General features: G+C 58.9%; 24 protein-coding genes. 16 read left to right on the top strand and 8 right to left on the bottom strand.

The features are described from left to right. The first annotated feature begins 8 nt into the window (after window positions 1-8). Window positions 9-149 (top strand): hypothetical protein, encoded by a 141-nt coding sequence (locus AC3RLQ_RS25785; protein WP_493031546.1) that lies wholly within the window; start codon window positions 9-11, stop codon window positions 147-149. Window positions 150-198: 49 nt separating this feature from the next. After that, entirely contained in the window at window positions 199-891 is a 693-nt protein-coding gene (locus AC3RLQ_RS25780; protein WP_493031545.1) for a hypothetical protein, read from the top strand. A 7-nt stretch (window positions 892-898) separates the two neighbouring features. On the opposite strand, the gene AC3RLQ_RS25775 is transcribed toward AC3RLQ_RS25780, so the two are convergent. Beyond that, on the bottom strand, window positions 899-1,549 hold the full coding sequence (locus tag AC3RLQ_RS25775; RefSeq protein ID WP_493031544.1) for an FHA domain-containing protein: 651 nt from the start codon (window positions 1,547-1,549) through the stop codon (window positions 899-901). 136 nt (window positions 1,550-1,685) lie between these two features. On the opposite strand from AC3RLQ_RS25775, the gene AC3RLQ_RS25770 reads away from it, so the two are divergent. Next, window positions 1,686-2,150, top strand: coding sequence for a hypothetical protein (locus tag AC3RLQ_RS25770; RefSeq protein ID WP_422321528.1), 465 nt, complete (start codon window positions 1,686-1,688; stop codon window positions 2,148-2,150). On the opposite strand, the gene AC3RLQ_RS25765 is transcribed toward AC3RLQ_RS25770, so the two are convergent. Beyond that, the gene (locus AC3RLQ_RS25765; protein ID WP_493031542.1) at window positions 2,151-3,158 is read right to left on the bottom strand and encodes a metallophosphoesterase; all 1,008 of its coding nucleotides are present in this window, start codon (window positions 3,156-3,158) and stop codon (window positions 2,151-2,153) included. A 41-nt stretch (window positions 3,159-3,199) separates the two neighbouring features. On the opposite strand from AC3RLQ_RS25765, the gene AC3RLQ_RS25760 reads away from it, so the two are divergent. Both AC3RLQ_RS25760 and AC3RLQ_RS25755 read left to right on the top strand, forming a co-directional pair. Beyond that, window positions 3,200-4,117 (top strand): FAD:protein FMN transferase, encoded by a 918-nt coding sequence (locus AC3RLQ_RS25760; RefSeq protein ID WP_493031541.1) that lies wholly within the window; start codon window positions 3,200-3,202, stop codon window positions 4,115-4,117. 60 nt (window positions 4,118-4,177) lie between these two features. Then, entirely contained in the window at window positions 4,178-6,193 is a 2,016-nt protein-coding gene (locus AC3RLQ_RS25755; RefSeq protein WP_493031540.1) for an ATP-dependent DNA helicase, read from the top strand. A 155-nt stretch (window positions 6,194-6,348) separates the two neighbouring features. Here AC3RLQ_RS25755 and AC3RLQ_RS25750 read toward each other — a convergent pair whose 3' ends face one another. Further along, window positions 6,349-7,620 (bottom strand): Glu/Leu/Phe/Val family dehydrogenase, encoded by a 1,272-nt coding sequence (locus AC3RLQ_RS25750; protein WP_493031539.1) that lies wholly within the window; start codon window positions 7,618-7,620, stop codon window positions 6,349-6,351. Between the two features lie 86 nt (window positions 7,621-7,706). On the opposite strand from AC3RLQ_RS25750, the gene deoC reads away from it, so the two are divergent. From deoC to AC3RLQ_RS25720, 6 genes are all read left to right on the top strand, one after another. Next, window positions 7,707-8,645: a deoxyribose-phosphate aldolase gene (gene deoC / locus AC3RLQ_RS25745; protein WP_493031538.1), complete on the top strand. Its 939-nt coding sequence runs from the start codon at window positions 7,707-7,709 to the stop codon at window positions 8,643-8,645. Between the two features lie 356 nt (window positions 8,646-9,001). Then, complete coding sequence (locus AC3RLQ_RS25740; RefSeq protein WP_493038761.1) at window positions 9,002-10,432, top strand: aldehyde dehydrogenase family protein; 1,431 nt, start codon at window positions 9,002-9,004, stop codon at window positions 10,430-10,432. A 144-nt stretch (window positions 10,433-10,576) separates the two neighbouring features. Then, window positions 10,577-11,446 carry an aldehyde dehydrogenase family protein gene (locus tag AC3RLQ_RS25735; RefSeq protein ID WP_493031537.1) on the top strand — a complete coding sequence of 290 codons (870 nt, stop codon included), beginning with the start codon at window positions 10,577-10,579 and terminating at the stop codon, window positions 11,444-11,446. Window positions 11,447-11,484: 38 nt separating this feature from the next. Further along, on the top strand, window positions 11,485-11,703 hold the full coding sequence (locus AC3RLQ_RS25730) for an addiction module protein (RefSeq protein WP_422321521.1): 219 nt from the start codon (window positions 11,485-11,487) through the stop codon (window positions 11,701-11,703). Next, entirely contained in the window at window positions 11,700-12,005 is a 306-nt protein-coding gene (locus tag AC3RLQ_RS25725) for a type II toxin-antitoxin system RelE/ParE family toxin (RefSeq protein WP_493031535.1), read from the top strand. Before AC3RLQ_RS25730 ends, AC3RLQ_RS25725 begins: the two co-directional genes overlap by 4 nt. Before the next feature lie 44 nt (window positions 12,006-12,049). Further along, window positions 12,050-13,525: a carboxypeptidase M32 gene (locus AC3RLQ_RS25720; RefSeq protein WP_493031532.1), complete on the top strand. Its 1,476-nt coding sequence runs from the start codon at window positions 12,050-12,052 to the stop codon at window positions 13,523-13,525. A gap of 5 nt (window positions 13,526-13,530) precedes the next feature. On the opposite strand, the gene lexA is transcribed toward AC3RLQ_RS25720, so the two are convergent. Further along, on the bottom strand, window positions 13,531-14,166 hold the full coding sequence (gene lexA, locus AC3RLQ_RS25715; protein WP_422321518.1) for a transcriptional repressor LexA: 636 nt from the start codon (window positions 14,164-14,166) through the stop codon (window positions 13,531-13,533). A gap of 91 nt (window positions 14,167-14,257) precedes the next feature. Here lexA and AC3RLQ_RS25710 point away from each other — a divergent pair, with 91 nt between their 5' ends. Then, window positions 14,258-14,929 carry a tetratricopeptide repeat protein gene (locus AC3RLQ_RS25710; RefSeq protein WP_493031531.1) on the top strand — a complete coding sequence of 224 codons (672 nt, stop codon included), beginning with the start codon at window positions 14,258-14,260 and terminating at the stop codon, window positions 14,927-14,929. Between the two features lie 3 nt (window positions 14,930-14,932). After that, window positions 14,933-16,111: an 8-amino-7-oxononanoate synthase gene (gene bioF / locus AC3RLQ_RS25705; RefSeq protein WP_493031529.1), complete on the top strand. Its 1,179-nt coding sequence runs from the start codon at window positions 14,933-14,935 to the stop codon at window positions 16,109-16,111. Here the strand turns inward: bioF and AC3RLQ_RS25700 are convergent. Then, the gene (locus tag AC3RLQ_RS25700) at window positions 16,102-16,713 is read right to left on the bottom strand and encodes a hypothetical protein (RefSeq protein ID WP_493031528.1); all 612 of its coding nucleotides are present in this window, start codon (window positions 16,711-16,713) and stop codon (window positions 16,102-16,104) included. The two genes, bioF and AC3RLQ_RS25700, sit on opposite strands and share 10 nt — an antisense overlap. A 277-nt stretch (window positions 16,714-16,990) precedes the next feature. Between AC3RLQ_RS25700 and AC3RLQ_RS25695 the strand changes: the two genes are divergently transcribed. The 3 genes from AC3RLQ_RS25695 to ilvD all read left to right on the top strand — a co-directional run bounded on the left by AC3RLQ_RS25695 (window position 16,991) and on the right by ilvD (window position 21,544). Beyond that, on the top strand, window positions 16,991-17,995 hold the full coding sequence (locus AC3RLQ_RS25695) for a hypothetical protein (protein ID WP_493031527.1): 1,005 nt from the start codon (window positions 16,991-16,993) through the stop codon (window positions 17,993-17,995). Window positions 17,996-18,804: 809 nt separating this feature from the next. Continuing rightward, entirely contained in the window at window positions 18,805-19,740 is a 936-nt protein-coding gene (locus tag AC3RLQ_RS25690; protein ID WP_493031526.1) for a hypothetical protein, read from the top strand. Between the two features lie 127 nt (window positions 19,741-19,867). Beyond that, window positions 19,868-21,544 carry a dihydroxy-acid dehydratase gene (gene ilvD / locus AC3RLQ_RS25685; RefSeq protein WP_493031524.1) on the top strand — a complete coding sequence of 559 codons (1,677 nt, stop codon included), beginning with the start codon at window positions 19,868-19,870 and terminating at the stop codon, window positions 21,542-21,544. Window positions 21,545-21,589: 45 nt separating this feature from the next. On the opposite strand, the gene pdxA is transcribed toward ilvD, so the two are convergent. From pdxA to AC3RLQ_RS25670, 3 genes are read right to left on the bottom strand one after another with little or no spacing between them, the layout of a single operon-like run. Next, window positions 21,590-22,585: a 4-hydroxythreonine-4-phosphate dehydrogenase PdxA gene (gene pdxA, locus AC3RLQ_RS25680; protein ID WP_493031523.1), complete on the bottom strand. Its 996-nt coding sequence runs from the start codon at window positions 22,583-22,585 to the stop codon at window positions 21,590-21,592. 16 nt (window positions 22,586-22,601) lie between these two features. Beyond that, window positions 22,602-23,444 (bottom strand): alpha/beta fold hydrolase, encoded by an 843-nt coding sequence (locus AC3RLQ_RS25675; protein WP_493031522.1) that lies wholly within the window; start codon window positions 23,442-23,444, stop codon window positions 22,602-22,604. Then, window positions 23,441-23,884, bottom strand: coding sequence for a hypothetical protein (locus AC3RLQ_RS25670; RefSeq protein ID WP_493031520.1), 444 nt, complete (start codon window positions 23,882-23,884; stop codon window positions 23,441-23,443). Before AC3RLQ_RS25670 ends, AC3RLQ_RS25675 begins: the two co-directional genes overlap by 4 nt. Window positions 23,885-23,899 lie beyond the last annotated feature (15 nt).

Raw genomic sequence — 23,899 nt, 5'->3', positions numbered from 1 at the left:
TAGGGAAGATGGGTGAAGAACCTATTGTTACAAAAACCACTTCGATTGCACAGCATCATTTAAGATTTCTAAAATATGAAAGCCATGCGATTCATCAAATATTTCAGCCTTTTGGCGCTGGTTTTGAGCAGTTTGGAGGGTTGTGCTGAGGTTCCGCCATCCAGCGGAGGCACCGGAACGCGCTTATCCTCAGCGCAAATGGACCGCGTCGGCAGGCGGATCTGGCAAAACGAATGCGGTGGCACGGTGGCGGGGCTGACCAGTTGGAATGGGGGGGAGGATTTCGCCTCGTTAGGCATCGGACACTTCATCTGGTACCCGCAGGGACGCAGCGGTCCATTTGCAGAAAGTTTCCCACCGCTGCTGGCTTTTCTGGAGGCTCATGGCATTGCCACGCCTGCCTGGGCGCGGGGTGCCTGCCCTTGGCCGACCAAAGCCGCCTTTGAGGCGGACCGGAACGGCGAGCGGCAGCAGGAACTGCGGGCGCTGCTGAGCCGCACGGTCAGGCAGCAGACGGAATTCATCATGGCCCGCATGGAGGCTGCGTTGCCCAAGATGCTGGCCCAATCAAAGAATCCTGCCGCTGTACAACTGGCATTCCATGGATTGAAACAAACCCCTGAAGGGACTTTTTGTCTCATCGATTACGTTAACTTTAAGGGTGAGGGCACCAGTTCCAAAGAGCGTTATCGCGGCCAAGGCTGGGGGCTGCTGCAGGTGCTGGAAGACATGCCCAAATCAAAAACGTGGGGGCAAATGCCCGGAGAGTTTGCCGAAGCCGCCAAGCGCGTGCTCAGCCGCCGAGTGGCAAATGCCCCGCCCGATCGAAAAGAACAACGCTGGCTGTCCGGCTGGCACAACCGGTGTGACAGCTACAAGCGGTCGCTGTGAGGCCCCACTATTCCTCTTTGCGCTCGATTTTGATTTTGGGCATGGAGCCAAAAACCTTGTCCTTCAGGTCTTCCAGAAGGTTGCCATCCATCTCTTTCGAGTGGCGCATGGCCAGCCCCACGACAAAAGCGATGACGAACATGCCCGTGACAATGATCCCGGTCATGCAGCCGCTCTCGGTGGTGTCCGGATAACTGCCAGCGGAAGGCTTGGCATAAGCACGCCTCACCGGGCTGAGAGGGCGCCCAGCAGGGGCAGGCGACGGCCTGGCCGCCGGGGTCGAAGGATCAGCACCGACGGGAGCCGGCGGCGGCAGCGACTTGGAGAAGCGCGGCGTGGCCAGGGGCTTCTCCTCCAGCACCGCAGGCGCATCCCCGGCGTAGAAAACAGCCTGCACATCCCCAAAGCCCACGCGGTCGCCATCCTTGAGCAGCGCCTCCTCGATCTCCGCACCATTGACGCGGGTGCCGTTGCTAGAGCCAAGATCCTGCACAAAAACGCCCTTGTCAGACGCCTTGATGATGGCATGCCTCCCCGAGGAGGAAGGACAGGTAAGCACGACATCGTTTTCAGGGTGTCTGCCGATGGAGGCAACATCACTTTCCAACTTATGAACGAGCGTAGTGCCGTCCTCCATGTAAAAGACTACAGAAGCCATGAATGAGGGGGATTAGAGGGGGGTGAATATTCGTAAAACCAGAAAAGGCACGAACGGCGGAACAGAAACTTGGGATTTTCCTGATGCAACGGCTATGTTCGCATGTGAGAGTAAAATTTCTCCGCCCCTTTGTGTCATGCGCACCCCAGCCGCCCCATCCCCCTTCGCTTTCCTTGCCCTCTGCATCTTGATGCTGCTCACCCCTGCGGCCTGGCTGCACGCGGGTGACAATGAAGATGCCGAGAAAGCCGCCAGCGCCCTGGCCTATGATCAGGAGGCGGAAGGCTACAACATCCGCGCCGAGGTCAGAACCTACGTGCTCGAACCCAAGCTCGGCAAGGCCACCCGCATGCAGCTCTTCAAGGGAAATGAATACTGCTTCTGCATTGCAGTGCCGAAACATTCCGGAGTCCACGTCACCGGCGCTGTGCTCGACCTCGAAGGCAAACCCTCCGGTGACATCCTTCCCGTGCTCGACGGCTGGGGCTTTGTGCTTTTCTACAAGCCGAAGAAAACCGGCATGTACATGGTGGCCATTCACCAGACGGAGGAGGGCAAGCGCAAGACAGTGCCCTGCGCGATGGTCACCGGCTACAAGTGATCAGCCTATTTTGAAGCTGCCATCCGGCAGCTTCGTCACGGTGTGCAGGATTCCGCCATCCGCCGAGTGATGCGTGAAGGTCAGCGCATTCGCCGTGACCTGCAGATGCGTGAAGCCATGCACGTCCTTGCCAAATGGAACCTCGTGTTTGCCATCAAGTTGACGTGTCTTGGCACCGCCACCTCCTGACAGCAGATGCGTGGTGAAGCGGCCCTTCATCTCCAGATGCTGCAGGTCATGATCGTGGCCACACAGATAGGCGTGAACCTGATGCTTCTGAAACAGCGGCTCCCACTGCGCAATCAGTTGCTTCGTGTCGCCATGATCGCCGTTTGAGTAAAGCGGGTGGTGGCCGATGACGATGGTGAAAGGCGCACGCGGCTTTTCCAGCTCCGCCTTGAGCCAGGCGAGCTGCTCTTTCTCCTCAGCAGCAGTCAGCGAACCGCGCGGTTTCTTCGTCTTCTTGTCCACGCCGCCTGCAATGGTCGGAAAGTTGGTGTCCAGGCAGATGAACGTTACCAGCGGCTTGGTCACGGGCCCAAGATCAAAACGGTACCACTTCGCCGGCATCTTCCAGCGCACTCCAGGCTGCGCCGCATAGGCCAGCTGCACCTTTTCGCCGCCAGGGTTGTCATGGTAGTCGTGGTTTCCCAGCACGCTCCACATGGGGCCCGGAAAGACGCTGGCCGGGTACATTTTCTCGATGTCCTTCTGCCAGCGCGGCGAATCCACGCTGAATCCCTCCTTCACGAGGCCGTAGAAATTATCCCCCAGCATCAGCAGCCCCTCCGTCTTCACGCCATTGTCGCTCACAAATTTCTGCATGGCTCCCGCCACTTTGATCTGGTCAACACCGCCAGTCCCAAAGTCGCCGATCATGAGCAGATGCAGCCCCTCCCTGGCGATCTCCGCAGCAGCCCGGTCCGGCCGCAGATTCAACGCCAGAGCAGCGGAAGAGCAAAACAGCGTTTGAAGGGCACGGCGGCGGGAAAGGGGGGCTTGATTCATCGTGCTGGCTGAAACGGCAGGCCTCGCCACTTTCTCTCATCATGCGTTTTGCTCTTTTGCTCCTGCTTCTCTGCAGCTGCTCTCGTGATGACCAGCCCGTCACTCTCGGCGGTCGCACCATGGGCACAACGTGGAGCCTGAGAGTGGATGGTGGGGCTGGCTTCATCTCCCAAAAAGAGATTCAACAGCAGCTCGATGTCTGGGAGTCCATCCTCAGCCACTGGCAGCCTGACTCCGCCCTTTCGCGCTTCAATGCCTCCATCAGCACTGACTGGGTCGCAGTGCCGGCTGAACTCATCGAAGTTGTCGAACTCGCACAGCAAATTGGTGTCGATACGGATCACGTGCTCGACATCACCCTCGCTCCGCTCATCGATCTGTGGGGCTTCGGTGCCAAAGGCAGACGCGACACCGCACCCACAGAGGCCGAGATCGCGGATGCCAAAGCCCTATGCGGCTGGCAGCATCTGCATACCCGCCACGATCCCCCTGCCCTGCGCAAAGACATTCCCGAACTGCGCATCAATGTCAGCGCCGTCGCGGAAGGCTGGGCCATGGATCACCTCGCGCAGTATTTGGAATCCAAAGGCCACGCCCATTTCCTCCTCGAAATCGGAGGCGAAGTCCTCGCGCGCGGTGAATGGCGCGTCGGCATTCAGACACCCGCAGCACCGCCCGGTGAATCGGCGCAGACGCTCCGGCTTAAAGATCAGGCCATCGCCACCAGCGGTGTCTACCGGCAGCATTTCTCTGCGGATGGGAAAGACTACGCGCACGTTCTGGATCCGCGCACGGGCAGCCCCATTGAGCACAAGCTCGCCTCGGTCAGCGTCATTCATTCCAGCGCAGCTCAGGCCGATGGCTTCGCCACGGCTCTGCTGGTCCTGGGCCCGGATGCAGGCCGTCAGCTGGCGGAAAAGCTCGGGCTGCATGTCGTGTGGTTCGAACGCGAAAAATGACCCCTTGCTCAAAAACCCCATTGCCCTGAAGGCTGCGCTCTCTGCTATCACCACCCCCGCATGTTTCACGTCGCTGAAGATCACGAAGAAGGAATGACAGGCCGCATCTCGCGGCCGCCACTGGCGCCGCGCATGCATTACGCCTTCTCGGACCAGGGCAAGATGTCCGAGTCGCCGCAGTTTGAATACCGCCCGCAGCAGCAGCGCATGGCGGAACTGGTCGGCGCGGCGCTGGACGGCAACCATGCCTTCGTGTGCGAGGCCGCGACGGGCGTCGGCAAGTCCCTCGCCTACCTCGTTCCCGCCGTCACGTTTGCCCTGGAGCAGAAGCGCAAGGCCATCATCTGCACCCACACGATCAATCTGCAGGAGCAGCTCATCACGAAGGACATTCCCATCGTGAAACAGCTCATCGGCGATTTCCATGCGGAGATTCTCAAAGGCCGTGGCAACTACATCTGCCCCACGCGTCTGAAGCGTGCGCTCAATGAGTCTGGCGACCTCTTCTCCACCTCCGAAGCCAGCGAATTGAAGATGCTGCTCGACTGGGTGGCCGAAACCGAGGACGGCACGCTGAGCGATCTCGACTTCACCCCCAGCGCACGCGTGTGGTCGCTGGTGTGCAGCGAGCCGCATGCCTGCACCCCGCGCCGCTGCCCGCCCGGCAGCCGCTGCTGGTATCAGGACGTGCGCCGCCGCATGGAGCAGGCAGACGTGGTGGTGCTCAATCATACGCTCTTCTTCACGCTGCTGGCCTCCGCTGATGAAACCAGCACCGAGGACTGCAACTTCCTCTTTCCACGCGACTTCGTCATTCTCGACGAGGCCCACACCATCGAGAACGTGGCCGCGCGCGCCTTCGGCCTCCACATCAGCGAATCGAACATCAAATTCGAGCTGGGCCGACTGCACAATCCGAAGAGCCGCAAAGGATTCTTCCAACTCGTCGGCGACAAAGACGGCGTTCGAGAAGTCCTGCAAACGCTGGATAGCGTGGACACCTTTTTCCGTGCCGCCGAGGCCGCGTGCAAATTCAACGCCATGGGCCGTGAATTCCGCGTGCGTGAAGCCGGCTTGATTGAAGACACCCTGAGCCTGCCGTTGCAACGCCTCGCACTGCGTGCCCAGAAAGCAGGCGATGCCGTCGATCGCGAAGGCACCAAGCTCGAACTTCTTGATCTCTCCAAACGCCTCACGGCCATTCGTGTCGGCATCAAGGCCTTCCTTGATCAGGAAAACGAAGACCATGTCCATTGGGTGGAGCGCACCAGCCACGAAAACCGCATCGTCTCTTTTCACACCGCGCCCGTCGATGTCGCGCCACGTCTGCGACAGATCTTCTTCGCCAGCCACAAGGCCTGCGTCTTCACCAGCGCCACGCTTGGCATCGGCGATGACACGGAGTTGAACTACTTCCGCAATCGCGTCGGCGCTGAGGATGCCCGTGCGGCCTGCATTGAGAGCCCGTTCGATTTTAAAAAGCAGATGAAGCTCTATCTGCTCAAAAAGATGCCACAGCCCTCAGAACCCGGCTACCTCGACAGGTTGGAGCACTGGATCACCCATTTCATCGATCTCAGCAGCGGTCGCGCCTTCATCCTCTTCACCAGCTACAGCCAGATGGCCTCTCTGGCTGACAACCTGGAAGCGCACTGTGAAAAGCGCGGCTGGCGGTTGCTGGTGCAGGGACGCGGCATGCCACGGCATCAGATGCTCGCCGAATTCAAGAACGACACCCACAGCGTGCTCTGCGGCACCGACAGCTTCTGGACCGGCGTCGATGTGCCCGGCGAAGCCTTGAGCAATGTCATCATCACACGCCTGCCCTTTGCGGTGCCCGACCATCCGCTGACCGCCTCACGCATCGAGCACCTCGAAGCACAGGGCCTCAATCCCTTCACCGAATACAGCGTGCCCGAGGCCATCCTCAAACTCCGCCAAGGCGTCGGCCGCCTCATCCGCACCGCCACCGACAAAGGCATCTGCGCCATCTTGGACAACCGCATTCTTACCAAGCCGTATGGACGGGCGTTCCTGTCATCCCTGCCGGAGTGTCCGACAGAGATCATGCAGTAGGCATTCGTAGGTTGGGTGTATTTGGCGCGCTGCCGATTGTTCAACAGCTTCAGTCCGCTTCGCCAAACCGCCCGACTTCGAGGACGTTCGCATGCTGTTGTGTTTTGCCGTACGCTCATGGACGGACGGGCTGTCGCCACACCCATCCTACGACATCACGGGAACAACCCACGCATCTGCTTGGCCTCATGCACGCGCTGGATGCCCAGGCTCAGGGCGGCGAAGCGCATGCTGACGTTGCGCTTCTTACTGAAGTTGAGGGCCTGCACAAAGGCCTGCTCCAGGATGCGGTAGAGCTTGCTCATCACTTCGCCTTCGTCCCAGAAGAAGCTCTGCAAATCCTGCACCCATTCGAAGTAGGAGACGATCACGCCGCCGGCATTGCAGAGAATATCGGGGATCACGAAGATTTCAGGACGCTGGGCAATGATGGCATCGGCCTCGGGCGTGGTCGGGCCGTTCGCGCCTTCAGCGAGGATGCGGCACTGGATTTTCGCGGCATTTTCACCAGTAATCTGGCGCTCCATCGCGGCGGGAACCAGCACATCGCAGGGCGTGACCAGCAGTTGCTCGTTGGTGATCGCGTCTGCGCCTTCAAAGCCAACGATGCTGCGTGTTTTCGCCACGTGTTCGTCGAGTTTGGCCAGATCGATGCCGTTCGCATTGTGCAAACCGCCAAACGCATCGCTCACGGCGATGACCTTGAGTCCCATGCGGTTCAAGGACGCTGCCGCCACGGCACCAACGTTGCCGTAGCCTTGCACCACCGCCGTCGCGCCCTGGGCTGTAATTCCCACGGTGTCCATGGCGCGAGAAATCAAGTAGGCCACGCCGCGACCGGTCGATTCCTTGCGTCCCAGCGAGCCGCCCAAACCCACCGGCTTGCCCGTCACCACCGCGGGCACGCAGTGGCCGCTTTGCAGTGAATAGGTGTCCATCATCCAGGCCATGGTCTGCTCGTTGGTGCCCATGTCCGGCGCAGGGATGTCGATCTGCGGGCCGATGAACGGGATCAACTCCTGCGTGTAGCGCCGCGTCACACGCTCCAGTTCACCGAGCGAAAGCGCCCGCGGATCGCAGGTCACGCCGCCTTTGGCACCGCCATATGGCAGGCCGGTGAGCGCGCATTTCCAGCTCATCCACATGGCCAGGGCACCCACTTCTCCCAGCGTCACATCGGGGTGAAAGCGCACACCGCCCTTGGTGGGCCCCAGTGTGAGATGATGCTGGACGCGGTAGCCCATAAAAACGGTGGTGCTGCCATCGTCCCGCCGCACGGGCATGGCCACGCTCACGGCGCGCTTGGGCATTTTCAGGCGGTCACGGGCATTTTCTGGAATGTCCAAAAAGTCGGCCACCAGATCAAACTGCTGACAGGCCATGCGAAAAATCGGCGAATCATACACTAGAGGGATCATGTTGCTCATGGTACCCAAGCATACGCGGCCCGGAGAATCTGCGAGCACAGATTCTGTCATTGTCAGCAACGCTGTCTCACATGTAAATGAGTTCCATGCCAGCCGCCAAAGCGCCCACCAGCCTCCGCCGTCTCCTCGATGAGATCGGCACCGTCGATCAAGTCGGCATTGAAGAGCGTGTGGCGAAATTCACCACACGCAGCCTCAAGAAGAATTCGAAGGTCTTCGGCCTGCGCCTCGCTGTGTCTATGGTCGATCTGACCACGCTCGAAGGCAAGGACACGCCCGGCAAAGTGGCCTCCCTGTGCCAGAAGGCGCTGCACCCGCATGATGTGGGAGACATCCCACCCACGGCCGCCGTCTGCGTGTATCCCGCGATGGTGAAGCACGCGAAGAAGCATGTCGGCGGCACCTCGGTGAGAATCGCCTCCGTCGCCACCGCTTTCCCAAGCGGGCAGGCCCCCCTCAAAACCCGCCTCGCGGAAGTCACCGCCGCCGTGAACGATGGGGCCGATGAAATCGACATGGTGATCAATCGCGGCGCCTTTCTCAGCGGTGAATTCGGCCGTATGCAGGATGAGATCGCCGCCGTGGTCGAAGCCTGCGGCCAGTCCACGCTCAAGGTCATTCTCGAAGTCAGTGAGCTCGAAACTTTTGATAACATTCGCGCCGCCAGCTTCCTGGCCATGCGCGTGATCCGTCCTGGTGACTTCATCAAGACCAGCACGGGCAAAACATCGTCCAATGCCACGCTCGGCAACAATCAGGTCATGCTGGAGGCCATCCGCGACCACTTCCTCGCCACGGGCATCCCCATCGCCATGAAGCCCGCTGGCGGCATCCGCACCGCCAAACAGGCGTTGCACTTCCTCATCGCCGTCAAAGAAACCCTCGGCGACGAATGGCTCAACAACCGCCGCTACCGCTTCGGCGCTTCCGCGTTGCTCAATGACCTCGTGCGCCAGCTCGAAAAAGAACGCACGGGGGCCTATCAGGCCCCGTGGAATTTCAGCGAAGCCACCGAAGGATATTAAGGCCATGATTTTTTTGTTTCTCTCCTCTTTCAACCTCTCGAAACCCTTTTTCACCCTTTTTGGTTTTTTGGCGATTCCATGCGCTGTTTTTTACGCGAGCCCCCGCATTGGACTTCCGGGGTTGCTCCAGCTCGGATTCATTCTTCTCGCGGTTGGAGTAAGATTATGGCGCTTTCGCTCCATGAAGCTCTCTCTGTCCATGCGTTTTCAGGTTGCGTTGATCACCTACCTCCAGGCCACTATCATCTCGAACGTCATAGCTTTCGCTCTCATTCCTGATCTCCTTCACTAGCGCCATGCCAAAATCGCCTGCCCGAACCAAGGCCAATCCCGCCCGTGAACTCGTCTTCGGCGATCTGTGGGAGTTTGATCCAGCTCCTGAGACAGCGGACCCGAAATTGAAGCCGCACTACGACTTGTTCATCAACGGGTCCTTCGTTCCGCCGCATGCGGGAAAATACTTTGCCACGATCAATCCGGCGAATGAAACGAAGATCGCTGACATAGCGCTGGCAGACGCGTCGGATGTCGACGCAGCCTGCAAGGCGGCGCAAAAGGCGTTCACGAAGGTCTGGGGCAAGATGCCGGGAAAGGAACGCGGCAAATACCTCTATCGCATCGCACGACTGCTGCAGGATCACGCACGTGAATTTGCCATCGCGGAGACGCTGGACGGCGGAAAGCCGATCAAGGAATCGCGCGATTTCGACATCCCGATGGCGGCGGCGCATTTCTTTTATCACGCAGGCTGGGCGGACAAAATGGAGCATATCGCGCCGGGCAGACAAGTGGCGCCGCATGGAGTGGTGGGACAGGTGATCCCGTGGAATTTTCCGCTGCTCATGCTCGCGTGGAAGATCGCTCCCGCGCTCGCCGCAGGAAATTGCGTGGTGCTGAAACCGGCCGAGACCACCAGCATCACCGCGCTGAAGTTTGGTGAAATCTGCCAGGAGGCAGGCCTGCCGAACGGCGTGGTGAACATCGTTAGTGGTGCTGGCAAAACCGGCGCAGCGGTGATCCAGCACCCGCTGACAACGAAGGTGGCCTTCACTGGCAGCACGGAGGTAGGGAAAAGCATCATGCGCAGCCTCGCAGGCACGGACAAAAAACTGACCATGGAACTCGGCGGCAAGGCCGCCAACATCGTCTTCGATGATGCGCCGCTGGATCAGGCCGTGGAGGGCATCGTGAACGGTATCTTTTTCAATCAAGGTCATGTCTGCTGCGCTGGCTCACGCCTGCTGGTGCAGGAAAGCATCGCCGATGCCGTGCTGGCCAAACTGAAGCGCCGCATAGCTGTGCTGCGCCTGGGTGACCCTATGGACAAGAACACCGACCTCGGTGCCATCAACAGCCGCGAGCAGCTCACCAAAATTACTGACCTTGTCCAGAGCGGCGGCGCTGAAGGTGCGGAAAAATACGACAACGGCTGCAAGCTCCCCGCCAAAGGCTTCTTCTTCCGCCCGACGATTTTCACCAACGTCAGCATGAGCCACCGCATCGCCCGCGAAGAAATCTTCGGCCCCGTGCTGAGCATCCTTACTTTCCGCACACCTGAAGAAGCCGTCGAGAAAGCCAACAACACACCCTACGGCCTCAGCGCCGGCATCTGGTCCGACAAAGGCAGCCGCATCCTCAAGATGAGCACCCTCCTCAAAGCCGGCGTCGTCTGGGCTAACACCTACAACAAGTTTGATCCGACAAGTCCTTTTGGAGGATATAAAGAGAGCGGATTTGGGCGTGAGGGTGGGAAGCAGGGGATGCTGGATTATCTGCGCATTGTGTGATGCGGTGCCTTTTTTGACAGGATTTACAAGATTCCCGAATTCCAGGATTTCCCCAGACCATCACACTCCACCTGAATACTTCCGAATCATCCATCTAATCCTGTGATCCTGAAATTCTGTTAATCCTGTCCCAATTCGTTGCTTATGTCTCCCCACCTCCACATCAACAAAACCCCCAAATGCTACGTTGGCGGAGCCTTCATCCGCAGCGAGAGCGGACGCGTGACGGCACTGCATGCCGCCTCCGGTGCGTTCTTTGCCAACATCCCGCAATGCACACGCAAGGACCTGCGCAATGCGGTCGAAGCAGCCGCGAAAGCGGGTCCCGGCTGGGCCAAGCGCTCGGCCTTCAATCGCGGACAAATTTTATACCGTCTCGCAGAGATGATGGAAGCACGAGCTGCCGAACTGGCCGAGGCGTTGACGTTAAGTGGTGCTTCGAAAGCAGACGCTTCGCGTGAAGTCACCGCCAGCATCGAGCGCGTGGTCCACTACGCCGGCTGGACGGACAAATATGAGCAGATCCTCGGCAGCGTGAACCCCGTCGCCTCCGCTCATTTCAATTTCACCGTGACGGAACCGATGGGAATCATTGGCGTCATCGCACCCGATGACTCACCGCTGCTGGCCTTGGTTTCATTGATCCTGCCCGCCATCACCAGTGGCAACTGCGTCGCCGCGCTTGCCAGCAGCACCCAGCCCTATCCAAGCATCCTCCTGGGAGAAATGATGGCCACCAGCGATCTCCCCGGCGGGGTGGTCAATCTGCTGACTGGCCAGCGCAGCGAGATGCTGCCCACCTTTGCCACGCATGAACACCTCCGCGCACTGAGCGGCGCGGTGAACGCTGCAGACCGCAAGACTCTGAAACTCGGCGCGGCGGAAAGCGTGAAGCGCGTGCGCTTGCTGAAGTCCGAGGAACCCATCGACTGGTTCGATGACAAGATGCAGGGCTTAGAGGAAATCCGCTCGCTGATCGAATTCAAGACTACGTGGCATCCGGTGGCTGCTTGAGGCTTGCGGCATTGAGGGAAGAAGATAACCTTGTACTCATGTTCGTCGAATCCGACATCGAGCACATGACCGTAGCAGAGCGCTTCCAAGCCATGGAGGTGATATGGGGCTCATTGCTGAAATCACCCGAAGACGTGTCGTCGCCCTCCTGGCACGGAGATGTTCTATCCAAACGTCTGGCCAAGGTTGAGGCAGGTCAGGGAAAGTTTCTCACGCTTGAAGAACTCAAAGGACGACTTGGCCTGCCCCGGTCATGAAGAGAGTCATCGTCCTGGAGGAAGCGGCGGAAGACATCGAAGCTGCACGTGACTTCTATGATGAAATCGAGCAGGGGGTTGGAGATTACTTTCTCCGGCGCATTGTCGAAGACCTCGAGCAGCTGACGGCGCTCAGCGGTATTCATGGTCTCCACTTTGGTTTTCATCGGATGCTTTCTGAGAAGTTTCCTTTCGGCATCTACTACCGAGAAACAGCTGGCGAAACGCAGGTGTTTGCGATTCTCGACCTTCGCCGCGAACCGACATGGATTCGCGCCGAGCTTCACAACAGGAACTCGTGAATCGTGCTTGAAGATGACTTCGGTCACTGTCAGTTCATTCACACATGACCGCCTACCAATCCCTCCGCGAAGTTGTTTCTGAAATCGCCCTGCTCACTTCCACCGAAGCGGTGCTGGGCTGGGACCAGGAAACTTACATGCCAGCGCATGCGCTGGAACACCGGGCGCGGCAGTTGTCCTATCTGACAGGAAAAGCGCACGGTCTGCTGACCTCGAAGAAAACCCTGAAGCTGCTGGAGCGCGCTGAAGCAGAGACGCAGGAAAATCCGACCCACGCAGCGAACGTGCGCGGACTGCGCCGCGACATCGACCGCGCGACGAAGCTGCCGCAAAAACTCGTGGAGGAGGAAAGCGAGGTCTGCGCGCATGCCAAGGCGGCATGGGTGGAGGCACGGGGGAAATCCAACTTCTCCATGTTTGCACCGCACCTGGAGAAGGTGCTGGGCATTGCACGCAAAAAGGCAGATCTGTTTGGCTACGAGGACGAACCGTACGATGCGCTGCTGGATCTCTACGAACGCGGCGCAAAAACACGCGAAGTGGCCGCGCTGTTTGCCAAGCTGCGCCCGCAGCTGGCCGAAATCGCCCGCGAGGCCGTGGCGAAATCCGCGAAGGTGAAGCCGGGCACGCTCAAAGGTCGTTATCCGATCGAGAAGCAGCAGATTTTGAACCGCGAAATCGCACAGAGCTTGGGGTTTGATTTCGAAGCAGGCCGCATCGATACGACGGCACATCCCTTCTGCACCACCCTTGGCCCCGGCGACGTGCGCCTGACGACGCGCTATGACGACAAGGATTTTCTGTCCTCGCTCTTCGGCGTGATGCACGAAGCCGGTCACGGTTTGTATGAGCAGGGGCTGCCGGGTCTGGACTACGGCCTGCCGAGCGGCAGTGCGGCCTCACTGGGCATCCACGAATCCCAGAGCCGCCTGTGGGAGAACCACGTGGGCCGCAGCCGCACTTTCTGGGCCAAGTGGCTGCCCCGCGCCCAGGAGCTCTTCCCGCACCTGCGCAAAGTGAAGCTGGATGCGTTCATGAAAGAGATGCTGCGCAGCGAATTCAGCTTCATCCGCGTGGAGGCTGACGAGGCGACGTATGATCTGCACATCCTCCTGCGCTTCGGCATCGAGCGCCGCCTCGTGAAGGGCGAGCTTGCCGTCCAGGACGTGCCCAAGGTGTGGAACGAGGAGTATCGCGAGCTCTTTGGCATGACACCTCCGGACGACCGCCACGGCTGCTTGCAGGACATCCATTGGAGCATGGGCGGCCTGGGGTATTTCGCCACCTACACATTGGGAAACCTGAATGCCGCCCAGCTTTTCGCTTCTGCGAAAAAGAATCGGAAGATCGCAGCCTCCTTGGAAAAATGCGATTACGCGCCGCTGCTGCAGTGGCTGCGTGAAAACGTGCACAGCAAGGGTGCCGCCCTGCTGCCTCAGGAGATCATCACACAGGCGACGGGCAAGCCGACCGATGCCAAGTGGCACATTAAACACCTGCGCGCGCGCTACGTCGGCTGAGCAGTTCAGCCCTGACGCACGTGCCGGATGAGCCCGATCATCACGCCTTGGATGAGAAGTTCACGTGCTGGCAGAAGATCAGGAAATTCGGGGTTCTCAGCCTGAAGGTAGGGCTGAGAATCTTTGACCACGTAGCGCTTCAAGGTGCTCTCACCATCGATGAGAGCGGCGACGATGTCTTTTGGGCGCGGTTCGCGGATCTCGAGAATCACGAGATCTCCATCGCCAATGAGGGCGCCGATCATGGATTCGCCACGCACTTTGAGCGCGAAGCTTTTCGCTGAGCGTGGAATGCCTAGGGTGTTCACATCCACAGAGATGCAGCGGTCGGCATGCTGCACCATGTCAGCTGCGGCCATGCCGGCGGGAATCTGGCCGAACACAGGAATATCGACGATTTCAGCACGGTCGAGATCTTCAGGAAAGACGACAGCGCGGGCTTTGTGCGCATGTCGCTGAATGACACCTTTTTTTTCCAGCGCACGCAGATGGCTCATCGCGGCGGTCTGGCTGGAAAAGCCGAAGTGGCGCTGGATGTCACGCGTGGAGGGCATCACACCGTTCGTGCGCTGGTAGCTGCGCAGGTACTCGAGGAGTTCCTGCTGGCGGGCCGTGAGGCGGGAGTCAGTGTCGGTGAACATGGATAAATTAAGGCTGTTCGGGCGAACATTCCCTCTCACGCTCCGTACGCAAGATGTTTTCCTGCGCCAATTTCAGCGCATAGTCACTGCCATGTTGTGTTCGAATCCCCTGAAAATCTCCGCGCTGCTGCTTCTGGCCACGGTCAGCCATGCCCAGGAGGCTGCGCCGATCAACCCGGCCAAGATGGATAAAACCGGCATGCTGCCCCCTTTCACCAAGGTGTTGGGTGAACGTGCAGCAGCAGCCTTCGGCAAGCAGGACTGGCCCGCAGCCCGCAAGGCCTATCAAGAAATGCTGGAGCTCGACGATGGCAATGCCCTCATCTGGGCCAATCTGGGTGCCGTCGAGCAGCAGGCAGGAGACACCAAGCAAGCCATCGAATGCTTTGAAAAATCCGTGCAGATCAATCCGCAGCTCGCACAAACATGGACGGCTCTGGGGCTGCTGCTGCAGAAGCAGGGAGACACCTACCGGGCCATCTCCTGCTTCACCCGCGCCATTCATGAGGAGCCGGAGGATGCACGCGCGCACAATTATCTGGCCATCGCCGCCAAAGGCCTGGGCTGGACGGATGCGGCTGAAGCGGAACTGCAGCGCGCGATCGAGCTAAAGCCAGATTACGGCATCGCTCATTTCAACATGGCGTTGATGCTTCTGGAGCGCCGACCGCCTGCCATCGAACTGGCGCGCAGGCACTATGAGAAGGCACTGACCCTCGGTGTGGCAAAAGACGACGTGGTGGAACGCCGCCTGAAGGAGTAACGCATGCAGGAACGCACCGACCCATGGGACATCACCGCTCAACTGGATGAGTTGCGTACGCAGGGACTCTGGCGCGAGCTGCGCCCACTCGATGAGCTGAACGAAGTCACCGTGCGTGCCGATGGCCGCGAATGGATCAATTTTTCTTCCAATGACTACCTGGGCCTGGCGCACTCCCATGAGATGAAACAGGCGCTTGCCGAAGGCATCGCCAAATACGGCGGCGGCTCTTGCGCCTCACGTCTGGTGTGTGGCACCCATCGTGCGCATGCCGAGTTGGAAGAAGCCCTGGCCGATTTCAAAGGTACCGCCGCCGCGCTGACCTTCAGCAGTGGCTTTGCCGTGGCACTGGGGACGATTCCGGCGCTCATGGGTGCGGGCGACACGATCATCCTCGACAAACTCTGCCATGCCAGTCTCGTCGATGCAGCACGTTTAAGCGGAGCAACGATCCGTGTCTTTCCTCACAATCACCTCGAAAAGCTCGAACGCCTGCTGCAAACGGCCAAAGGACGCGTGCTCGTCGTTACAGAGTCGATTTTCAGCATGGACGGGGATGCTGCCCCGCTGCGGGAGATTGCAGAACTTAAGGCCAGACACGGTGCCTGGCTGCTGGTGGACGAAGCCCATGCCGTGGGTGTTCTGGGCCCGCAGGGGCGGGGGCTTGCCGCCGCACTCGGCGTGGATCAGCAGGTGGATCTGCATCTGGGCACCCTGAGCAAGGCTTTCGGCCTCAGCGGTGGCTATCTGGCGGCCTCACGCCAGGTCATTGACCTGCTGATCAACCGTGCACGCAGCTTCATCTACTCCACCGCCCCCCCCGTTCATCTGGCTCATGCACTGAGCTCCATTTTGAACCTGATTCGCAGTGAGCGTGGCGATGCCTTGAGGGCCCATGTCCTCAGCCATGCAGCGCAAACACAAACCTTGCTGGCTGAAATCGGCATCGCTTCACAGCCCGGCCCGGCAGCCATTCTGCCGGTCATACTGGGTGAAGCGCCGCGCGCTCTGGAAGTCAGTGCGCACCTGCGTGAGGCCGGCTTCCTCATTCCCTGCATCCGCTATCCTACCGTCGCCCGCGGCAGCGCCAGACTGCGCATCACCGTCAGCGCCTTGCACACTGCCGCACAGATCCACGCTCTGGGCAGGGTCTTGCGAGAAACGCTTGAGCCTCAAGACTGAGGCAACTGCCCAACAATCTCCAGCGCCCGTTTTCTAGCATCCTTGATCTCCTGCGGGTTCAGAGAAACGCCATTCTTTCCCGACGCCATCAAATTGGTGCGCTCCTGCCGATGCTGCAGGAACAAAACGTGACCGAGTTCATGGGCCGTCACGCGGGCCACGGGGTTGCCTGCGCCGCCGGAAACCTTATGAAATTCAGGATTTTCGCAGACCACCACCGGCTCTCCGTAAAAAAAGCCGTTGGGACCCATGTCCTTCACAAAACAAACGTCAATGGCGGTGGGACTGAACAGATCCGTTGGTATCGCCTTTTTGACCCAGTCTCGATCCTTGATGTACCACCTTTTGGGGGCGAGATCAATTGCTTGCAGGTTGTCAATCCCCTCCAGTTCGAATCGAATGCCTGCTTGGGCCCAGATGTCGTTCACTTTATCAAACAGGGCACGCGCTTCACTTTCCTTAAGCGTCGTTTGCAACCTTGGATTCGTAATGGACTGCATTAGATGCACCCGGACTCTCAAATGAATGAGGGGAAACGGCTCACTGGAATGCAATGGCAACGACCACACTACGAGCAAAGTGAAAATCAGCAGACGAATCATGACAAGGGTTAGCCATTTTCCGCAATCCGTTCAATCTCAATATTTCACCGATATTGGCATGAAGGCTGCGTTATACAGATCAATCATATAATTAAGGCAGCAATTAAGGATGCAAAAATTTGTTCCATAATTGCAAAAATTGCTTTTCACGTGTTACGGCCCCTGCTAGTTTTGGGGCTGAACGGCTCACGTACTTTGGGTTAAAGCACATGCTTTGATCCATCCCATGCGAGTGTCCGACCTCAACCAACCAACCTAATACCAAACTAATCAGACTATGAAATTGAACGCATTGCTGAAAACGCTGGGGTTCTTGGCACTGGCCGCCACTCCCGTTGTGGCCGGACCATCCGCTCCTGCTCCTAAAAACCCAATCGCTCCCGCTCCGGTGAACGATGACCTCGGCATCACCGCCTCCATCGGCTACGACTCCAACTACGTGTGGCGTGGCATCAACTACGGCCAGCATTGGGTCCGTTCCGGCCTCAACGGCGAGCTCCTCCTTGTGGGCGGCGCTTCCGAAGACGGCGCTGGCAGCACCTCCCTCCTCTGGGACGTGAACTACGGCTCCCTCGCAGGCGATCAGGACAGCTTCTCTCCTAACATCAGCACCATCCCTGGTGCCGCTGGCATCAAAAACACCAACTCCTTCCAGCGCCTTCAGCTGGGCGCAGCCATTTCGCATGACTTCGGTCCTGCTGCGGTCAGCTTCGGCTACAGCTACATCCACAACATGGGCTCCCTCGCCAATGGCGGTGGCCTCAACCAGGTTACTGCTGGTGGCTACGGCATGAACGACATCCAGCAGCTCACTTTGGGCGTCAACACCAACCTCGGCCCGATCAATCTGGCTTCGAGCGCGAACTATGACCTCGTCAACGGTGGCTGGTACTTCGACCTCACCGCCAAGTCCACCATCGCCGTGACCGATGCCATCAGCATCGTCCCACACGCTGGTCTGGGCTATGGCCTGAACTACAACGCTGGCTTCACCCAGGCTTCCCGCAACCTCTATGGTGGTGGCGGCTTGATCACCAACAGCGCTGCTCAAGGTGGCATCAGCGGCTGGACCGCACTCAACGTTGGCATTGATTTCCCAATCAAGCTCAATAGCCGTGCGACCCTCACCCCCTACGTTGCAGCCAACCTGCCAATGGGCCCCATGAAGAATCTGGCCCACTCGGCCACAAGCTATCCTGGCACCTTCCCGGCCGTCGGCGGCCCTGCCACCCCGTTCCACAGCATTGTGTACTACGGCGTGACCCTCAGCGTCCGCTTCTAATTCAGATCGTTCTCTGAACGATTCAACCCTTCAAGGTTAACCTCCCGGCGCAAGCCGGGAGGTTTTTTTGTGTTGAGTGAATTCTACTGAGCAGCCTCATATGCAAATCCGGGCCCGGCGGAGCTAAGAATCCTTCAAGTCCATTCCTGCCTTGAGCACAGCCCCCCTTTCACCTGAGGGCATGATAGCCACATGCAACTTCCAGCCTCACGCCATCTGGCATCTCCTCAGGCTCATTTCAGGCAGGATAAAAATTTGCTCCGAACAATGGCACCATGGACAGGAGGTCAGCCTTTGGGGTCTCCGACACCCCAGACCTTCATGCCGCCGCGCCTCTTTGAGCACGCAATGTCCTGATGTCCATGAAGCGCAACTTCAGCGAGCGAAGGGGCCTCTCTTCACTGCTCTTCTTCTTGCAGCCCAGCAAGGCACGATTTTTTTGGAGATCCCACAAGAAGCCGACCGTGCTGCCCGCCAATAGCAGTAGAAAATTTTGGATCGGTCTCGGCCCACTCCTTCTTCAGCACTTCTCTGCCGCCTCTTTTAAGCAGTCCTCACGGTGCCAAGAATGCAGAATATTTGGTTTTTCAGCCGGCGCACTCGGCTCCCGTGAATAGGTCTTTAGCCGATAACCTTTTAAGAGTCGTTATGGCGACGATGGTTTATTCATGAAAATAAACAAAAAGTGATCGCCGCGATAACATGGCACGGCACCTGCTCTGTCATGGAGTCGCTGCTTGCCTTCCCGGCCGGTCAGCGCCTCAACACCAACAATAACTAAACTCGACCAACACATGAAGCCCAAACGCATGACATCATTCATTGCCAAGTCGGTGACCGTTCTTGCTGCCTGTGCAGCGCTGAACGCATCTGCCGGCACATCCGCCCCTGTTAAGAACCCCGTCCCTGTGGAAGAAAAAACAGGTGCTCTCTTCGAATCGATCGGAGCCACCTTCGACGCCGGCTACGACAGCCGCTACTACTTCCGCGGTCTTTGGTTCGCAGACAACATCATGTGGACTGCACTCAACATCAGCGTGCCGATCACTGACAAGCTGACCTGGGGCATCGGTGGTGCCTACATCAACTCCGCTGGCACTCCCTTCCCAAATAACGGCAGCACTGCTCCTGCTGGCACTTATTCCAAGCAGGGATTCCAATATTCCGAAGTCGATGCCATCACCAATCTGACCTACGACGCGGGTTGGGCCAAATTTGGAATGCAGTATCAATACTACTTCTATCCAGATAACTACGGTGGCAGCTTCAACGGCACCCCCAATGCACTTAACGACCCTGAGTTCGCACTCAAAGGCGCTGGTGAGCTTGGCTGGACCGTTGCAGTGCCGATCAAGGGCTTCAACATCTATGCAGGCTATTACTATGACTTCCGAATCGGTGGTCAGTACATCTCCCTCGGTGCTGATTACACCTTCGCAGTCACCGATTGGCTGAGCATCGTGCCTTCCGTCAACACCGGCTTCGGCATCGATTACTACACCGGCAACGGTTCCGGCTCCATCCCTGGTGGCGGCGTGGTCGGCAACAAAGGACAGAGCATGCAGAATGCTTCAACCTCTGGCTTCACCCACGTTCTCTACACGCTCGCCGTCCCAGTCAAGCTGACCAAGTCGGTTACCTGGACGAGCTACTTGGCGTTGAACCACGGCGAAAAACTCCGCACTCAGCTCAACACCACCCAGAACGAACTCTACTGGGGCACCAAGCTGAGCTTCGCGTTCTAATTCGTCGGGGCTCGAAGCCCTGAACACACTTGTCTGAAAATTAGGTTGGGGCTCCCGGTCAGTTCGTTCACTGACCGGGAGCTTTTTTTTTGGCGCGGAACGTCTTCCTGCCTAGCATCCATGCTGCATGACTGAACATCCGCTCAACTGGAACTCGAACAACCTCACCCATGGCTGGCAGCGCGGCGTTACCGCCTTCTTTTGGGGCCTGGGTTTTAAACCCGAAGATTTCGACAAGGCGCAGATCGGCATCGGCACCCCCCTGCTCGACGGCAACATCTGCAACGTCCACGCGCACGAGCTGGCCCAGCTCATCGCTCAGGGCTGCAAAGACGCAGGCCTCATCGGCTTCCCCTTCGGCGTCTCGCCGGTAAGCGACAACATCACGCAGGGCAATGTCGGCGGCGCAGCCTCCCTTTGCTCACGCAATCTCATGGCGAACGGTGCCGAGATGATCTGCACCTCGCACTGTTACGATGCTCTCATCGGCCTGCATCATTGCGACAAAAACGGCCCGGCCTTCGCCATGGCCCTGGCGCGCACCAATTACCCCGGCCTCATCGTCAATGGCGGCAGCATCATGCCCGGCTGCCACAAAGGTCACTCGACCTCCATCCTCGACGTCTATGACGCCGCAGCGAAGGAAAAGCAGGGGACGATGAGCTACGAGGAGTCCGAGCAGATCATCCGTACCGCCTGCCCGGGTGCAGGTGGCTGCGGCATCGCCGCCTCTTTTAACACCTGGGGTATCGCGCTTGAGGCCATGGGCCTCAGCCTGCCGGATACCTCCTCCATGCCTGCCATCGAAGCCGGCAAACGTGAGGAATGCCTGCGCGTCGGCAAAGCCGTGCGCCGCCTGCTGGAGTTGAATCTGCGCCCGCGCGACATCATCACCAAGGCCTCCATCACCAACGCCATGACGGCCATCTGCGCCATCGGCGGCTCCACCAATGGCGTGCTGCACATCCTCGCCGTGGCACGTGAAGCAGGCGTTGATTTCACTCTGCGTGACGTGCAGGCCATTGGCCGCCGCACGCCCGTCCTGTGCAATTTCGCGCCTCGCGGCCGGGGCACCATGGTGGATCTTCATCGCCTTGGCGGCACCACCATGCTGCTCAAGCACCTCATGAAAACCGGGTTGCTGGATGGCTCCTGCATCACCGTCACCGGCCAGACGCTGGCGGAAAACCTCGCCAATGCCGCCGAAGTCCCCTTCCCCAATGAACTCATCGCGCCCATTGATGCGCCGTTCAAGGAATTCGCCGACATCCAGATCTGCTTTGGCAACCTCGCCCCGGACGGCATCGTCTTCAAAGTATCCTCGCTGGACGAGCCCAAGTTCCGTGGCAAAGCCATCTGCTTCACGGATTCCAAAGGCGTGTCCGATGCCGCAGCCGCCGGACGCATCCAGCCCGGCCACATCGTTGTCATTCGTGGCTGTGGCCCCGTGGCCCTCGGCATGCCGGAAATGCACGTGGCTAGCGCCGCCCTCGCAGTGCCAGAGCTCTATGGCAAAGTCGCACTGCTTTCAGACACCCGTGTCTCCGGCGTCTCCGGTGGGGCAGTGGGCGTGCATTGCAGTCCGGAAGCCGCCGTGGGCGGCCCAATTTCCGTCGTGGAAGATGGCGATGAAATCGAATTCGACCTGCTCGCAGGCACCATTCACGTCAACGCCGACCTGGATGCTCGTCCGCGCGTAACTTTCCCCGTCAGCCATCCCTTCGGCTATCTCGCGGATTTTGCCGCCACGGTGACCCAAGCCCACCAAGGCTGCGTGCCCCGCTGGGTGGCTGACCGAAAGTAGCCTAGTTGCACAGCAACAAGGCCCCCTTTTCTCGCAGGAACAGGGCTACTTGGCCATCTTGGCCGCCAGCAGCACAGCCTCCACGAGGCTGCGCCCGTTGGCTTTGCCCTGCCACGCGATGTCGCACGCGGTGCCGTGATCCACGCTCGTGCGCGGCACCGGCAGCCCCAGCGTGGTGTTCACCGCCGTATCAAACGCCAGTGCCTTCAGGGGAATGAGCGCCTGATCGTGATACAGGCAGATGTAGGCATCCACCGCCCGGCGCTTCGGCGCAATGAATGCGGTGTCTGGTGGCAGCGGTCCTTCGATCGTGTGGCCTTTCGCGCGGGCCGCTTCAATGGCAGGTACGATGATCAATTCCTCTTCACCACGGCCAAACAGTCCATGCTCGCCTGCGTGAGGATTAAGCCCGCAAACCGCGATGCGCGGCTTCTTTCCGCGCACACGCTGCACTGCCTCGGCGGTAAGCTCAATGACATCCAGAATGCGCTTGGACGTCAGCGCAGGCACCACGTCCTGATAACCAATGTGCACCGTCACCAGACTGCAGATCATTTCCTCGGAGAAAAAGGTCATGCAGGAGCGCTCAGCCTGCATCTTTTCCGCAAACATCTCCGTGTGCCCCGGATACTTGATTCCAGCGGCATACAGCGCCTCCTTGTTCAACGGCGCCGTGGCCACCGCAGCGACTTGTTTTGAAAGTGCGGCCTCGATGCTCTTCTCCACGAAGCGGTAACCCGCCGCACCTGTCTTGGCACTCACCGTGCCCGGCGAGAAATCTTCCGCATCAAAACCAAAAAGATCCAGCACCGCCGGCTCATCGATGCTCCCGCACTTCTCCGCCCATTCAATTTCGCTGATGATGCGCTTCGGTGCCGGGAGTCCTGTCTGCCGCGCACAGCGAGCTAACAGCCGTGCATCCCCAAAAACCACCGGCGTGGCAATCGCGCACACCTCTTCATTGGCGAGCAGTTGCAGACAGATTTCCGGACCGACCCCCGCAGGGTCGCCCATGGTGATGGCAATGAGTGGTTTCGGCATGAACCGCCACTCTGACTCAACGCAGCACCTTGTCGAGAAACTTGGCAACGATGGCCGTGCGTTCCTCATCATAAAACTCCGCACCGCCATGCAGGCTGCCGGGGAGCAGGATCAAAGTCACCGGCAGGACCAAGGATTCATAGGCTTTAGCCAGTTCCTGCGACTGCTGTGGCGGCATCTGCGGATCCGCATCACCATGAATCAGCAGCAGCGGCGGATCATTCTTGTCCAGATGCGTCACCGGACTCGCCAGCTTTGCCAGTTCGGGCTTTTTGTCAGGTGTATCCCCCAGCAGCAGCTTCAGCGCAGGAATGCGGAAATCACGGCCCTTCGGAGTGCTCTGGGAAAGAATGGTCTCCAGATTCGACGCGCCGAAAAAACTCACGATGACCTGCACATCGCTGCTTTGATCCAGATGCTCACCGACTTTGCCTTCGAGCTCTGGGTTCCCATTGCTCACTCCCACCAGAGCTGCCAGATGCCCTCCGGCCGAGGAGCCGATGATGGCAACCTTGCTGGCGTTGATATGATACAACCCCGCTTTGGCCCGCAGAAAACGAATCGCCGCCTTGATGTCATGCACCTGCGCTGGAAACACCGCCTGCGTGGACAGCCGGTAGTCCACACTCGCGATGGCAAAACCCTTGTCATACAAATCAACAATCGGCGTATCCGACTTGGAACCCGCTCTCCACCCACCGCCATGCACGTACACGATCAACGGCGGATTCTCCCCCTGCGGACGATGCAGATCCAGCTTGAGCGAAGTCTCCCCCACCTTGGCATATTCAATGTCGGTCTGAGTGTCCGCCAGAGCCGCAGCGGTGAGTAAAATAAAGGAGCAAATGAACTTCATCATGATTCGATCATCATCTGCTCAGCTGGGACTTCCAGCCTGATTTTCTTCCCATAGCTCAGCCCTTCCGTCCACGGCAGCAGCAGTTCCAGCACGTCCGGTTTTTGAAAATGCACCGGCTTCGTATCAGGATGCGGGAAGTAGATCCATCCTTGAACGGGTTCAGCATCATCGCGCTGCACCGTGACATCAAAGAACGAAAAATCCTCCGCCGGATCTTCGGGATGCCACTTCAGCGCACGAAACGTATACCGGGGCTGCACCACACGATAACTCAGCGGTGCAATGCTCACATTTAGCGTGCCGGGATAAAACGCGCTCAGATCGAAACCGAGCTCCGCAAAAAACGGCAGCTGCATGCGCAGCGTACCACCGGGAAAACGCGGATTCCCATTCAAGCCGGAGGCGACACGATGTCCTTGAACGATGGTGGCGGCGATCATGGAGCAATTCTTCAT

The organism is Prosthecobacter sp. GW821-HT29F12 (assembly GCF_058803405.1).
Note: the sequence above shows the minus strand (reverse complement) of the source record. Positions and strands in the feature narration are given on the sequence as shown.